This is a genomic window from Acinetobacter sp. V115_6 (genome assembly GCF_031799025.1).
In the GTDB taxonomy this organism is placed as follows: Bacteria; Pseudomonadota; Gammaproteobacteria; order Pseudomonadales; family Moraxellaceae; genus Acinetobacter; species Acinetobacter pittii.
In genome coordinates, this window is the sequence record NZ_JAVQNO010000021.1 from 2,219,855 (window position 1) to 2,234,086 (window position 14,232).

General features: G+C 38.5%; 11 protein-coding genes and 1 pseudogene. 6 read left to right on the forward strand and 6 right to left on the reverse strand.

Going from position 1 to position 14,232, the window contains the following annotated elements; all coding sequences use genetic code 11:
• Positions 1–30: 30 nt before the first annotated feature.
• Positions 31–717: a lipoprotein-releasing ABC transporter ATP-binding protein LolD gene (lolD, locus tag RMA94_RS19150; protein ID WP_002118798.1), complete on the reverse strand. Its 687-nt coding sequence runs from the start codon at positions 715–717 to the stop codon at positions 31–33.
• Complete coding sequence (locus RMA94_RS19155; protein ID WP_031944989.1) at positions 710–1,945, reverse strand: lipoprotein-releasing ABC transporter permease subunit; 1,236 nt, start codon at positions 1,943–1,945, stop codon at positions 710–712. Before RMA94_RS19155 ends, lolD begins: the two co-directional genes overlap by 8 nt.
• Positions 1,946–2,073: 128 nt before the next feature.
• On the opposite strand from RMA94_RS19155, the pseudogene RMA94_RS19160 reads away from it, so the two are divergent.
• Positions 2,074–2,175, forward strand: a pseudogene (locus RMA94_RS19160) (PilZ domain-containing protein); the annotation flags it as partial.
• A gap of 29 nt (positions 2,176–2,204) precedes the next feature.
• On the opposite strand, the gene RMA94_RS19165 reads toward RMA94_RS19160, so the two are convergent.
• Together RMA94_RS19165 and RMA94_RS19170 are read right to left on the reverse strand one after the other, a co-directional pair.
• On the reverse strand, positions 2,205–3,113 hold the full coding sequence (locus RMA94_RS19165; RefSeq protein WP_005067734.1) for a DMT family transporter: 909 nt from the start codon (positions 3,111–3,113) through the stop codon (positions 2,205–2,207).
• Positions 3,114–3,120: 7 nt separating this feature from the next.
• Positions 3,121–3,609, reverse strand: a complete 489-nt coding sequence (locus tag RMA94_RS19170) for a YaiI/YqxD family protein (RefSeq protein ID WP_078210287.1) — start codon at positions 3,607–3,609, stop codon at positions 3,121–3,123.
• 246 nt (positions 3,610–3,855) lie between these two features.
• Between RMA94_RS19170 and RMA94_RS19175 the strand changes: the two genes are divergently transcribed.
• A complete protein-coding gene (locus RMA94_RS19175) occupies positions 3,856–4,797 on the forward strand; it encodes a hypothetical protein (protein ID WP_057070333.1) in 942 nt (313 codons plus the stop codon).
• Between the two features lie 238 nt (positions 4,798–5,035).
• Here the strand turns inward: RMA94_RS19175 and serC are convergent, their stop codons facing one another.
• A complete protein-coding gene (serC, locus tag RMA94_RS19180) occupies positions 5,036–6,115 on the reverse strand; it encodes a 3-phosphoserine/phosphohydroxythreonine transaminase (protein ID WP_017385810.1) in 1,080 nt (359 codons plus the stop codon).
• Positions 6,116–6,499: 384 nt separating this feature from the next.
• Here serC and RMA94_RS19185 point away from each other — a divergent pair, with 384 nt between their 5' ends.
• The 4 genes from RMA94_RS19185 to RMA94_RS19200 are packed head-to-tail and all read left to right on the forward strand — an operon-like array spanning position 6,500 to position 11,349.
• On the forward strand, positions 6,500–7,987 hold the full coding sequence (locus RMA94_RS19185; protein WP_311084009.1) for a TolC family protein: 1,488 nt from the start codon (positions 6,500–6,502) through the stop codon (positions 7,985–7,987).
• A gap of 12 nt (positions 7,988–7,999) precedes the next feature.
• Positions 8,000–9,121 carry an efflux RND transporter periplasmic adaptor subunit gene (locus RMA94_RS19190; RefSeq protein WP_311084010.1) on the forward strand — a complete coding sequence of 374 codons (1,122 nt, stop codon included), beginning with the start codon at positions 8,000–8,002 and terminating at the stop codon, positions 9,119–9,121.
• Between the two features lie 3 nt (positions 9,122–9,124).
• A complete protein-coding gene (locus RMA94_RS19195; protein WP_311084011.1) occupies positions 9,125–10,255 on the forward strand; it encodes an ABC transporter permease in 1,131 nt (376 codons plus the stop codon).
• Entirely contained in the window at positions 10,252–11,349 is a 1,098-nt protein-coding gene (locus RMA94_RS19200; RefSeq protein ID WP_069035757.1) for an ABC transporter permease, read from the forward strand. Before RMA94_RS19195 ends, RMA94_RS19200 begins: the two co-directional genes overlap by 4 nt.
• 44 nt (positions 11,350–11,393) lie before the next feature.
• On the opposite strand, the gene gyrA is transcribed toward RMA94_RS19200, so the two are convergent.
• Positions 11,394–14,108 (reverse strand): DNA gyrase subunit A, encoded by a 2,715-nt coding sequence (gene gyrA, locus RMA94_RS19205; RefSeq protein WP_270906262.1) that lies wholly within the window; start codon positions 14,106–14,108, stop codon positions 11,394–11,396.
• Positions 14,109–14,232 lie beyond the last annotated feature (124 nt).

Sequence of the window (14,232 nt, forward strand, 5' to 3'; positions counted from 1 at the left end):
GGCTTTAACAATGTGATTTAATGACAATTTTTAAGAACCACTCACCCATAGTCCATCTTGCATGTGCAAAATAGAATCAGCAGCCTGAGCTAAATGCTCATCATGGGTCACAATTAACATCGCCATGTTGAGTTCTTTCTTCAGATCGGTCAGTAACTCAAAAATACCTAGAGCTGTTTTACGGTCTAAATTACCTGTAGGTTCATCAGCCAGAACAACCGCAGGTTTAGTGACTAAAGCACGCGCTAAAGCCACACGTTGGCGCTCACCACCCGAAAGCTCCCCTGGCTTATGATCCATACGATGAGATAACCCAACTCGATCAAGTAAATATTCAGCTTGCGCTTTTACAGATTTAAATTGGCTATCTGCACGAAGCATTAAAGGCATCGCGACATTTTCAAGCGCAGAAAACTCAGGTAATAAATGATGAAATTGATAAACAAAACCGAGGTATTGGTTGCGCTGAAAACCACGTTCAGCTTCACCTAAATTATCAAAACGCTGACCATTTAAAAATACTTGCCCTTGAGTTGGCTGCTCTAAACCACCTAGTACATGAAGCAAAGTACTTTTACCAGAACCACTCGCACCAACAATCGAAACAAACTGCCCTGCTTCAACTTGTAAAGAAAGACCTTTAATGACTTCAACTTTAGATTTACCGTCATCAAAATGTTTATATATTTCTTTCGCTTCTAAAACAATTTTACTCATAGCGCAGAGCCTCGGCAGGTTGAACTTTGGCAGCACGAAGCGCCGGATAAATAGTCGCCAAGAAGCTTAAAAGTAAAGAAACAATCACGATAATCGTCACATCTTGCCATCTCAAATAAGAAGGAAGGTAATGTACAAAGTAAGCATCAAATAGATTTAAGCCCAACACATTGTTAAACCATGAAATGATATCGCTAATGGTTAAAGCTAAAATTACACCTAAAACCGTACCTGCAACTGTACCAATCACCCCAATCACGGTACCTTGAACCATAAATATTTTAGTGATCATCGACGGCGAAGCACCTAATGTACGCAAAATTGCGATATCAGATTTTTTATCAGTCACCACCATGACCAATGATGAAACAATATTAAATGCTGCAACCACAATAATAAGGACAAGCAATAAACCGACTAGAGTTTTTTCCATTTGAATGGCATTAAATAAATTACCATGCGTATAGGTCCAGTTCGTAGCATAGAAATTGTTTGGTAAACTTTTTACTAAGTCGTCAGCAACTTGTGGCGCTGCAAAAATATCATCTAGTTTTAAACGGACACCTTGGGCACCATCTGGTAAGCGTAATAAAGTTGAAGCATCGTATAGGGCGATATAACCCACCATAGAGTCGACTTCAGCGCCTACACTAAAAATACCAACCACTTTAAAACGCTTGAAACGAGGTACAACACCTGCTGGAGACGGTGTTGCTTCTGGTAAAACCAATGTCACACTATCATTTAGACGTAAGCCCAATGAATCAGCCATATCTTTACCAAGAACAATACCAAATTCACCTTTTTTAAGTGAATCTAAGCTTCCGGCAACAATATGATTTTGAATAATAGAGACATTCTTTTCATATTTTGGGTCAATACCCGTCACCATAATACCAGCGACTTGCCCTTGCGCAGTTAACATACCTTGCAATTGCGTAAAAGGTGCAACCCCTGTTACATGTGGATGATGTTCAACTCGCTTCACGAGTTCAGGCCAATCCGTGAGGATTTGTGTAGATGAAACTGTTGCTTGCGGCACCATTCCTAACACACGGTTTTTCAATTCGCGATCGAAACCGTTCATGACAGAAAGTACTGTAATCAGCACAGCGACACCTAGTGTCAAACCGACCATCGAAACCAATGCAATAAAAGAAATAAAATGATTACTGCGTCTTGCGCGAGTATATCTCAACCCTATATACAGTGAGATTGGTTTAAACATACCTTCTAAATCCAAGGTCATTGATGGAAAATATAAGATGTTGATGGCAAATTGCACCAACATCTACTATTTGGCCATACCGTTAGATGCTGTATTAAGGTTTAAAAATCAGTAAGTTCTGACTTATCCTTAATAATCCTAATATTATATTGCTGCGCTATTTTCTACTAGTTGAGTTGGGAGATCAATTTGATCGTGCATTTCGCTACGAATTAGAACAATTTAATGAATAAGCTCAACAAATTACCCAAATCTTCTCCTATTTAGACTTCATATGTTGAGCAAAGTTCCGGTTTGCCTGAATATCTTTATAGAAATATAAAAAGAGTCCAGACAAGATAATGAAAGCACCTACAAAAACCATAATTGAAAGTTGTTCATGGTTTAAAGCAGCCCCAATGATCATCGCTAACATAGGGGTAATAACTGTCGTTAAAGATAAAGTCGTTGCCTGAATATTTTGTATAAGTTTGAAATAACAGAACATGGCAACGAGTGAAGCCATGAGTACCGTATAAATTAGGGCAAATAGTGATTTGGCTTCTGGCAAATGTGTCGGTGCATATTGCCAAATAAATGGAATAAAACAACTAGCAAAAATAGAAGACACTAAAATAGAGCCTGTTGCCTGAGCCATCGGCTGGATCTGTGCATTAACTTTCTTAACCCAGAAAATTGAAAATGAATAAACAAACACACTGATCAGCATAAGAACAATACCAAACGGGTGTACATGCTGATTCGCACCGCTCAGACAAATAATAGCTAGCCCACAGACCGCAATTGCCATACCCAACCATTGCAGCTTATAAAGTTGTTGGCCAAAAGCAAACCGACCAATAAGCCCCGCCATAATCGGTGCTAAGCCAAACATAAGCGCAATCATGCCTGAACTTAAATATTGGGTCGCGGCATAAGTGAAAATTTGAGAACCAATTAAGCTAAAAGATCCGGCAATGTAGCTATGAACTGCTTGTCGATGCGTTGGAAAAGGTGTTCTCAAAATTAGTAATATGATGACAGCCAAAGGCAATGCAATAAAAAAGCGTAATAACAATGCCCACATCAGATGTAGATCAGACACACTCCAGACAATTGCCAACGGAGTTGTTGCCCAGATAAACACTAACAAGGCATAGGTTAGAGCCAAATTGGTTTGCGATGGCATGCGATGCTCACTTAGCTGTTTTACGTTTTTGCTTTAAAATCGTTTGATCTAATGAACTTGAAAATTCACGTTTATCTCGTTCGGAAATAGGAGGCGGTCCACCAGTTTGCACACCTGCACCACGGAGCGTATCCATGAAATCACGTAGATGTAAACGCGCTTTAACATTCGCCGTTGTATAGACTTCACCACGGGGATGAATAGCAACTCCACCTTTCTCGATCACCTGAGCTGCCAGTGGAATATCCTGCGTAATGACAATGTCATTTTCAACCATACGATCAACTATTTCTTTATCTGCCTGATCGGCACCACTTAAAACCTGTATTGATTTAATACGAACAGAAGGCGTAATCCCAACATTTTGATTGGCTACAAAAATGACTTCTAATTGATAACGATCTGATGCACGTAAAATCACTTCACGTAAAATTTTCGGTAAGGCGTCTGCGTCTACCCATAGCTTAAATGGCAGCACGTTATTCTCTATTTCCACTAAAAATCTAAGTCTAACAGATGCTTTTCGAAGGTGAGTAAAAATAACGATTAAACTGATTTTTAATTTCAACATTTAATTTTTTTATAAATTAAACGTACTTTTAACTTATAAATAGAAACGGCGCTTCTTTTTAAATGACTAAATACGCGCTTTTACAAGAGAATTTACATATGGTGACTTGAAAAATAGTAAACACCCTCGATTTAATATAACAAGTAATGTGAACCCAACAGCATCGTGCTTATGAAAAATCAAAACAGTCCAGAAGTTATTAAAGTAAATGACCAAAATTTTGGTAGTCATGGAGAACATTGGAATCTATTGACGTCCCATCCCGAAACAGATGTACCAAAATGGTTAGGACTGGCACTTGATGCACCTGTAATGCCAATGGGTTTGTGTGAACATGAAGAAGACATGGATCAATCTTTTTGGCTCATTCAAGGTCCACAAGACCAAAAAGTTACCATCAATCAAATTATTGCTGTTGAAAATCAAAAACCTCGTGCGCTTAAAACAGCCTTCCCAAGTTTTGAAAGTCCATATCAATATAATGCGAAAATTGAACGCATCATTACTTGTGACTCTGCTACACAAGCCGTGTTGAGTTTAAGACTAAATAGAAATACAACCGTTTATGCATTTGATAATTTATTTAGTGTTAACTACTGTCAATATGACAAAAATCAAAACTATCAAGTCCAATTTAATGCATGGGCTTATGAATTAGAACCTGTTCCAGCAGGTGAAAAAATCATTGTTGATGACCCAGCTTCTATTAAACATCACCGTGCATTAAATGCAATTTTAACTGAACATAATGGTGTTGCTCCTGAAAATTTACAGGAACTCATTAATGAATGGCAACCAAAAACTCCAGAAGATCAAGAACCTGTAACCGTTGATTTTTCTAAAATGGTCGCCTATTTATATGGTGAAAATCTTGGTCAAGAAGACGAAGCGTGGTTCCAAGGTAATATTGTTGGTAAAACTTCTATGACATTTATGGGGGCAGAATATACCCTTTATGATGTCACTTTGGTTTTAGAAGATGATCTTCCTGCCATATTAGTGCGCATTGCGACCAGAAACGATTTGTATAAAAACTTTAATATTGGCGAATATATTCGCGGTAATATCTGGATTCAGGCGACTATTTGTGCTAAAAAGGGTGAAACTAATTGAATTTCACTAATATTTTAATAATTAGGTTATTGAATGAAGATTATACCCGAACAAACTACCAGCCTCATTCAATCCAGTAGCCTGCGCGTAAAGGTCGATACTGGTGCGTTTTGCTTTTTTGTCTTGGGTATGTTCTTAGCTGCCATATTCATGCACCAGTTTGGTTTAGTGCCTTTTTAATTTATAACTTATTCAATAAATAAAGCCCTCATTTGAGGGCTTTATTTATTTGATTTGCTTAACCATTACGCTTTGCAAAATCATCCATAAAGTTGATTAAAGCCTGTACGCCTTCTAACGGTACGGCATTATAAATACTTGCACGCATACCGCCGACAGAACGGTGGCCAGCTAAGTTCAACAAGTGATTAGCTTCTGCTTCTTTTAAGAATTGCTTTTCTAAAGCTTCGTCTGCCAAGGTAAACGGTACATTCATAATTGAACGGTTTGGAATTGCGATCGGGTTATTGTAGAAATCGCTTGAGTCGATATAACCATATAACAACTGAGCTTTTTCAAGGTTCACTTTATGGATCGCCTCTACCCCACCCTGCTCTAGCAACCACTCAAATACCAAACCAGACAAGTACCAAGCGTAAGTCGATGGCGTATTTACCATAGAACCATTTTTGGCTTGGTCACCATATTTTAAAATGCTTGGAATTTCTGGTTTAGCTTGATCAAGTAAGTCATCACGAATAATGACAATTGTTAAACCAGCAGGACCAATATTTTTTTGTGCGCCAGCATAGATTAGACCAAACTTGGTCACATCTAATGGAGCAGATAAAATACTTGATGAATAGTCACAAACAAGTGGCGCTTTTACATCAGGAATTCCTGCGAACTGTAAGCCACCAATCGTTTCATTATCCGCATAATGTACATATGCTGCATTGTCAGATAAATTCCATTCGCTTTGTTCAGAAATTGCGAACTTGCCATCTACTTTAATGCCAGCTTCTACAACATTAATATCACCATAACGTTTTGCTTCTTTTAACGCTTTTTCAGACCAGATGCCTGTGTGAATATAATCGGCTTTACTGTTCTTACCTAAAAGGTTTAAAGGAATAGCAGAAAATTGTAATGACGCACCGCCTTGCAAAAACAGTACTTTATAGTTTTCTGGAATGTTCATTAACTTGCGTAAATCTGCTTCAGCTTTTTCAGCCACAGCAACATAGTCAGCACTACGGTGACTCATTTCCATGATGGATAGACCTTTACCCTGCCAATCCAACAATTCTTGTTGAGCTTTTTCTAAAACGGCAGTAGGTAATGCAGCAGGACCAGCACAGAAATTGTACGCGCGCATGATTTTTCCCTTGTATAAAGTCAAACACAATAAAAATGGCATTTAACCACAGATTGCTTAAGCTTGCAGCAGCTTCTCAAGTAAATATTTCAATGCTGGACTGTATTTAGGTTTATTTTTTCAATTATTGTTGTCTTTATTTCTTTAGTTTTAATAATCAGCTTCCCCATTTAAAAAATTTTTAAGCAAAAAGATCAACTTGACTTGTGATTATCATTTCACATACCTTGATAGCTATTACAAAAATATTGGCTTAGTAAATTCAATAATTAAAGGAGCTAAAAACCACTATGTTTTTATACAAATGTATAATAAACAAGATGATAATTGAATTTAATAACAAGAAATTTAAACTATAAGGGATGCCAAAAATTGTTATTTAAAATGCCAACACATCGATATAGACAGTCTATTTTTCCCTTTTCATTTAAACCAAAACATCTTGCTTTGGCTTTAGGCTTTTTTTTCACTAATCATTTATATGCCGGAAGCTTAAGTTATGCCGAAGCAGAACAACAAGCTTTAAAAAGTTCATACAGTACTCAAGCCAACCAAGCATTACAGCAAGCATCTCAATTAGAAGCTGAAGCAGTAAAGGGCCTGGGATTACCTAGAGTTGATTTGAATGTCAGAGCCTACGCTTTTCATAGTGAAACAGATGTACCTCTTGGGGCTTTTAAACAAAAACTTGAAAATGATTTAAGCCAAGGACTAAATGACAAACTTTCACAGTGGAACAATGTCATTCCATCAGATGTGCTGGGACAAGTTCAAGAAGGCGCAAACCAAACCATACATGATGGTATAAATCGCTTTCCTGATTATGCGAATCTGACCATAGAAGATCAGGTCGTACGCCCTTCCATTTCAGTCGTAATGCCACTCTATACAGGCGGCTTAACCAGCAGTGCTAAAAAAATAGCAAATATACAAGCACAGCGCTCTGAACTTTCAAGCCAACAACAGCAAGATATACAGCGATTTGAAGTAGTACAAAGTTACTTTAATGTGCAATTACAGCAGCAACTGGTCGCAAGTAGCTTATTTAACTTTAATGCCATGCAAAAACATTACAGCAATGCCCTAAAGCTCGAGCAACAAGGGTTTATTAGCAAAGGGCAACGCATGCAGTTTGAAGTCGCGCGTAATAATGCGGAACGTACTTTACAAAATACTCAAGCCAACTTAAATGCCAGCCGCTTTAGTCTTAATAATCTTTTACATCAACAAAATAATGTAGATTTAAGTACACCGTTATTTGTAAACAACACCCCAAGCCAGTCTCTAGAATCACTTTTAATCAGTTATTCACAAAAATCTAGCCTTGTACAAAAAATGCAGATGGATACTCAACTGGCTAACGTCAATATTCAAGCTCAACAAGCCGCAAAAAAACCAAGCCTATTTGCATTTGGTGAATATGCGCTTGATGAAAATGAAAACTGGATTGTCGGTGTAATGGCAAAATACAACCTATTCTCTGGGGTAGATAAAAATAAGAATATTCATGCTGCCGAATTGAAGCGCTACGCTTCTGAGCTCATGACTGAACGAACTAAACAAGAGATTGAAGCACTTTTGAATAAATCATATAACGAGCTTAACTCTGCTCAACAAAGTCATCAGCTTTTACAAAGAAACGTAAATGCTGCTCAAGAAAACCTACGTATTCAAGAACTTTCTTTCCGCGAAGGAATGGGTACAGCAACCCAGGTGATTGATGCGCAAAATGCATTAAGTGCGTTAAAAACTGAAATGGCTTTAAATGCTTATAAATATGTCATATCACTTGCAACTTTACTGCAAAGTCACGGCTCAATTGACCAGTTTAAAGCTTATGTCAATCAACCACATACCGACTATATTCGTTAATGGGAGTATAAAATGAATCAAGACTCGGCTCATTCAGAACAAGATTCTCCTGTTGCGGATACAGCAGAAACCACTCAAGTTAAAAAAGATGATCCAGTTAGTGACCATCAAGAATCAAACACAAATAAAGATGATTCAAAACCACCTAAAAATTCAAAAATTAAACTGATTATTGGTGTAGTCATTATTGTGCTATTAGGTTTAATTATTTTTGGTTTGTGGAAAAGCTATCAGCCGAAACCTATTGAACTTCAAGGCCGAGTTGAAGCCGAGACTCTTCACGTAAGTACAAAAGTTCCAAGTCGTATTGAAGAAATTTATGTACAAGAAGGCCAGAAAATTTCCAAAGGTCAGCCACTTGTTCGTTTGATTAGCCCGGAAATAGAAGCTAAAAAGCAACAAGCCTTGGCTACCTTACAATCGGCTTTAGCATTTCAATCTACGGTAGACCGCGGTTCGCAACAAGAAAATATCGATACTCTTTATGCCAACTGGCAAAGCACGAAAGCACAAGCAAACCTTGCAAAAACTACTTACCAACGCGGTGAAAATTTATATAGACAAGGCGTCATTTCACGTCAAAGACGAGATGAAATGCTTGCTGCACAGACCTCTGCTCAAGAATTAAGTGAGGCCTCTTATCAACAATATGCTCGTGCTAAACGCGGCAGTACCAGCCAACAGAAATCTACAGCAGATGCTCAGGTTGAAATTGCCAAAGCAGCGGTAAGCGAAGCAAAAGCACTGGAAGCAGAGACACGTTTACTCTCACCTATTTCAGGCACGGTTTCAAAAACTTATGGTAAACCTTCTGAATTAGTCGCTATGGGCGTGCCTGTTGTCAGCATTTTAGAAGATGATGATTTATGGGTAAGTTTAAACGTGGGTGAAAACCAATACGCTTCTGTGTATAAAAGCAAAACCCTTGAAGGATTCATACCTGCTCTTAATCAGAATGTGAATTTTAAAATTAAGAGTATTGATGCTGAAGGTGAATTTGCCACTATTAAAACGACTCGCCAAACTGGGGGCTATGATATTCGTAGCTTTAAATTGCATCTGGTGCCTGAAAGTCCTGTAAAAGATTTAAAGGTTGGTATGAGTGTTCTATTTAAAATTAAAGAAGAAAAATAAAGCATGTTTGCCAGTATATTACGGGAACTAAACTATCTAAAAAGCAATAAATGGGATTTGTGTATGGTGACACTTATCCCTGCTTTTATCATTTTTTTGTTTAGCAGCATGTTTTATGCAGGTAAAGCTGAACATTTACCAATTGCGATTATTGATCAAGACCAAAGTGAACTCAGCCGTAATATTGAAAAATATCTTTCTTTAAATCATACGGTAGATATTAAAACGATTACGGCAAGCTCTACTGAGGCTGAACAACTACTTAACGAAACTAAAATATGGGGTTACGTTTTTATTCCAGACGGTGCTGAAAAACGCTTCGTTAAAGCACAAGATGCTCAAATCAGCATTGCATTTAACCAGTCTTTTTTTAGTGTCGGAAATACCATTTCTTCAGCAATGCTAGTCAGTACCCTCAATGCTTTAGCAGACTATGCTGGTCAAAGTTATCTTGTAAATAGTATTCCCTATTTAGATGTTCCTACAGCTCATGTAAAAATCTCAACGCTTTATAATCCAAGCATGAGCTATGAGTTTTATTTAGAACCTTTCATGGTTCCTGCTGTATTGCACTTATTGCTGTGTTGCTGTGTTGCCTTTGCTATTGGACAAGAACTTAAACGTGGCACATTAACAGCATGGGTAAACCGAGAAAGTTTTATTCAAGGCTTACTGGCTAAAAATCTGCTTTATAGCCTTATTTTTTGTTTCTGGACATGGCTATGGATGTTTTGGCTGGTTGAAATTCGTGGCTGGTTTGTAGCGGGTTCTCTTAGTTTATTGCTGGTTGCACAGTTCTTACTTTATTTTGCCTATGCTCTGATTAGCAGTACGGTCATTCTTGCGACCAAGAATTTAAGTAAAACTTTTGGCTTTATTGCCGTCTATGGTGGTTCATCTTTAAGTTTTGCAGGCGTTACTTTGCCTTTAAATAATGCACCGATTTTCACTAAATTTTGGTCACTCATTATCCCCTATACACCTTATGCCAAGCTTCAAACCGAACAATGGGTGATCGGCAGTCCAGTTTTCATTTCAATGATTCCTTTTTTAATACTCATCGGTTATTGCCTGATTTACTTCTTTTTAAGTTGTCTATTGCTTAAAAAATTAGTTCGAGGGGCAACACAATGAAAGAATTCTTTAAGGCTTATGGGCAAACATTTAAAGACATTGTAAGTAATAGCTCAGTTTTCACAACGCTAATTTTATCGGTCATTCTTTACAGCTTTTTTTATCCTACCGCCTATAAAGCTGAGCGTGCAGAATCTATTCCTATTGTCATTGTTGATGAAGAACAAAGTCTCTTAACTTCTCAATTAATCGGTCAAAGTGCAAATAGTCCCCATGTTCATATTGTTACTGTTACAAGCAATTTCTTACAAGCAGAACAAATAGTTCGTGAACAAAAAGCCGATGGTATTTTACTTTTACCCAACAACCTAACTCAAAGCTTGCGCAGAGGAGAAACAGGTGGAATCGGCTTATACTTAAGCACAACCAACTTTTTAAAAACTAAAGAAATTGGTTTAGGTCTAGCAACCTCGATAGAAGCTACATTAAAAGAATATATTGAAAAATTCGGACAACGCACTCATTTCCAGCCAGCGCTTTCTATTCATCAAGTGCCGTTATTTAATCCACTTTCAGGGTATGGAAGTTATATTTTTCCGGCTGTTGCATCTTTGATTATTCATCAAACGATTGTGCTAGGTTCGGCAATGTTAATAGCTAGCTATCGTGAGCAACGTGAAAAGATTACAGCTGTTCGCCTCGCTGGAGTTTTCGCAAGTATATTTACGATTGGTTGTTTAGGGTGTTTTTATCTTTTTGGTTTTACCTTGTGGTTCAATGACTATCCACACGGTGGAAATTTTATAGGTCTACTCATTGCCGTTCCAATTTTTATTAGTTGTGTGATTGGATTAGGTATGTTGATCGGATCACTTTTGGATATGCCGGAACGTGCCGGACATATTATTGTGTTTAGCTCTGTACCTTTATTCTTACTCACTGGAGCTGCTTGGCCTCATCAAGCAATGCCTGAATGGCTACAATGGTTTGCGTGGTGTTTACCATCAACACATGGGGTACAAATGTTTGTGCAACTTAACCAGATGGGCGTTCCATTAGCCACAGTTGTACCAAAACTGATATTTCTTGGGACCCTTGGATTAATATTGGTGAGTTTATCTTATTATCGGCTTGTTAAAAAATCTTCTTCATAAAATAAAAAAGGAAGCTTATGCTTCCTTTTTTATTTAAGTTTTACTTACTCTTCAGAAGCATCTTCATTATTTGATACAACTTCTTCGCTATCAGTTTCAGTAGTATCTACTTCGCCTTCGAGAAACTCTTCTTCATCTTCGACAGCTTCAATAGACACCACACCTACTAGAGTTTCTTCTTCACTTAAGCGAATTAGGCGTACACCTTGTGCATTACGACCAGTCATCGCAACTTCTGCTGCACGGGTACGAACTAATGTACCGCCATCAGAAATAAGTAACAATTCTTTGGTTTCATCAATAGACACTGCACCAACAAGCTCACCGTTACGTTCGCTTGTCTTAATCGCAATTACACCCTTACCGCCACGTTTCTTGGTCGGGAAGTCATTTACAGGAGTACGTTTACCGTAACCGTTGGCACTTGCACATAGTACTTCACCTGTTTCAGGTACAACTACAAGCGATACGATACGACTTACTAAATTTGAATCTGCTGAATCGTCATTGTCATCTGATTCATCATTTTCAACATCTGCATCTTCTTCACTTAAAGTACTGCTTGCAAAGCTCACGCGCATACCACGAACACCTTTCGCAGTACGACCCATTGCACGTACGTCAGTCTCAGCAAAACGGATTGCCTTACCTTCGTTCGAGAACAACATGATTTGCTGATTACCATCAGTAATCGCAACACCAATTAAGGTATCTTCTTCATTGAGCTCAATTGCACGTAAACCATTTGAACGGATATTAGCGAATTGCTCTAAATCAACACGTTTAACCGTACCTGATGCTGTCGCCATAAATACGTAATGGTTTTCTGGGAACTCAGTTAACGGCAAGATAGCTGTTACTGTTTCATTCGCATCTAAAGGTAACAAGTTCACAATCGGTCGGCCTTTCGCACCACGTGATGCTTGAGGCACTTCAAACACACGAAGACGATATACTTTACCTACGTTGGTAAAGCACAGCACAGTCGCATGGTTTGAAGCTACAATGAGATGTTGAATAAAGTCATCATCTTTCATTGAAGTTGCTGACTTACCACGACCACCACGGCGCTGAGCCTGATAGTCTGAAAGTGGTTGAGTTTTTGCATAACCTGTTTGTGAAACCGTTAATACAACTTGCTCTTCAGGAATTAAATCTTCACGGCTAAAATCAATACGTGATTCAATAATTTCAGTGCGACGTCCATCACCATACTGTTGTAGTACCAGTGCTAACTCTTCGCGAATTACAGCCATCAATAAATTGAAATCATTCAAAATCGCAGTAAGTTCAGCGATTTGACCTAAAATTTCAGTATATTCTGCATGTAATTTGTCTTGTTCAAGACCTGTTAAACGGTGTAAACGTAATTCTAAAATCGCGCCTACTTGTGTTGGTGATAAACGGTAAATTGAATCGGTTAAACCAAATGGACGATCTGGGTTTTCACCTTCGATTTCATCTGGACGAACAGAAATTGCACCAGCTTTTTCAAGCAATGAAACCACACCACCACCTGCCCACTCACCTGCAAGTAAACGCTCACGCGCTTCAGCAGGGTTAGCAGAAGTTTTAATAGTCTCGATAATTTCATCGATATTGGCTAAAGCAACTGTTAAGCCTTCTAAGATATGACCACGTTCACGTGCTTTACGCAGTTCGAACATGGTACGGCGTGTCACAACTTCTTGGCGGTGACGGATAAATGCCGCAATAATATCTTTCAGATTCATCAATTTTGGTTGTCCGTTATCAAGACAAACCATATTGATGCTGAATGAGTTCTCAAGTTGAGTATTTAAGAATAAGTTATTTACAACGACTTCAGCGTTTTCACCACGCTTTAAGTCAATTGCAATACGCATACCTTCTTTGTCAGACTCATCACGAAGTTCTGAAATACCTTCAAGTTTTTTCTCTTTCACTAACTCAGCAATACGTTCAATAACTCTTGCTTTGTTTACTTGATATGGAATTTCAGTAAAGACGATGGTTGTACGGCCTGTCTTTTCATCTTCTTCGAAATGGTACTTACCACGAATATGTAAGCGGCCTTTACCTGTACGGTAGGCATCAACAATACCCGATTTACCGTAAATAATACCGCCTGTAGGGAAGTCAGGACCCGTAATGTATTCCATCAATCCTTCAATCGAGATATTCGGATTGTCAGCATAGGCTAAGCACGCATTCACAACTTCTGTCATGTTATGCGGTGCCATGTTGGTTGCCATACCTACGGCAATACCAGCAGCACCATTAATTAACAAGTTAGGAACACGTGTCGGAAGTACTTCAGGAATACGCTCAGAACCGTCGTAGTTATCTTCCCAGTCAACCGTGTCTTTTTCTAGATCTGCAAGAAGCTCGTGTGCAAGCTTGGTCATACGGACTTCGGTATAACGCATCGCAGCTGCGCTATCACCATCAATCGAACCGAAGTTACCCTGACCATCTACCAATAAATAACGTAAGCTAAAGTCCTGAGCCATACGTACAATGGTTTCATAAACAGCTGAGTCACCATGAGGGTGATATTTACCGATTACGTCCCCAACAACACGCGCAGATTTCTTGTAGGCTTTGTTATAGTCATTGCCCAATTCGTGCATGGCATAAAGCACACGACGGTGAACAGGTTTCAGACCGTCTCTCACATCCGGCAATGCACGAGATACGATTACACTCATCGCGTAATCTAAATATGAATGCTTGAGTTCGTCCTCAATGGCAATCGGTCGGATTTCCGATACGCTCATGCATACTCCTTCTTACAGATAGAAATTTCCATCTGCTTATATGTCTTGATCTTGCAAAAAATTTAGTTCCGGAAACTGAACTAAAATCGAAAAAAATATAGCTGTATACTATAGCATAAAAGCA

Coding starts and splice junctions, on each gene's coding strand:
- RMA94_RS19175 (WP_057070333.1), top strand. CDS start 3,856: ATGAAAAATCAAAACAGTCCAGAAGTTATTAAAGTAAATGACCAAAAT.
- lolD (WP_002118798.1), bottom strand. CDS start 717: ATGAGTAAAATTGTTTTAGAAGCGAAAGAAATATATAAACATTTTGAT.
- RMA94_RS19185 (WP_311084009.1), top strand. CDS start 6,500: ATGCCAACACATCGATATAGACAGTCTATTTTTCCCTTTTCATTTAAA.
- serC (WP_017385810.1), bottom strand. CDS start 6,115: ATGCGCGCGTACAATTTCTGTGCTGGTCCTGCTGCATTACCTACTGCC.
- RMA94_RS19190 (WP_311084010.1), top strand. CDS start 8,000: ATGAATCAAGACTCGGCTCATTCAGAACAAGATTCTCCTGTTGCGGAT.
- RMA94_RS19195 (WP_311084011.1), top strand. CDS start 9,125: ATGTTTGCCAGTATATTACGGGAACTAAACTATCTAAAAAGCAATAAA.
- RMA94_RS19155 (WP_031944989.1), bottom strand. CDS start 1,945: ATGTTTAAACCAATCTCACTGTATATAGGGTTGAGATATACTCGCGCA.
- RMA94_RS19200 (WP_069035757.1), top strand. CDS start 10,252: ATGAAAGAATTCTTTAAGGCTTATGGGCAAACATTTAAAGACATTGTA.
- RMA94_RS19165 (WP_005067734.1), bottom strand. CDS start 3,113: ATGCCATCGCAAACCAATTTGGCTCTAACCTATGCCTTGTTAGTGTTT.
- gyrA (WP_270906262.1), bottom strand. CDS start 14,108: ATGAGCGTATCGGAAATCCGACCGATTGCCATTGAGGACGAACTCAAG.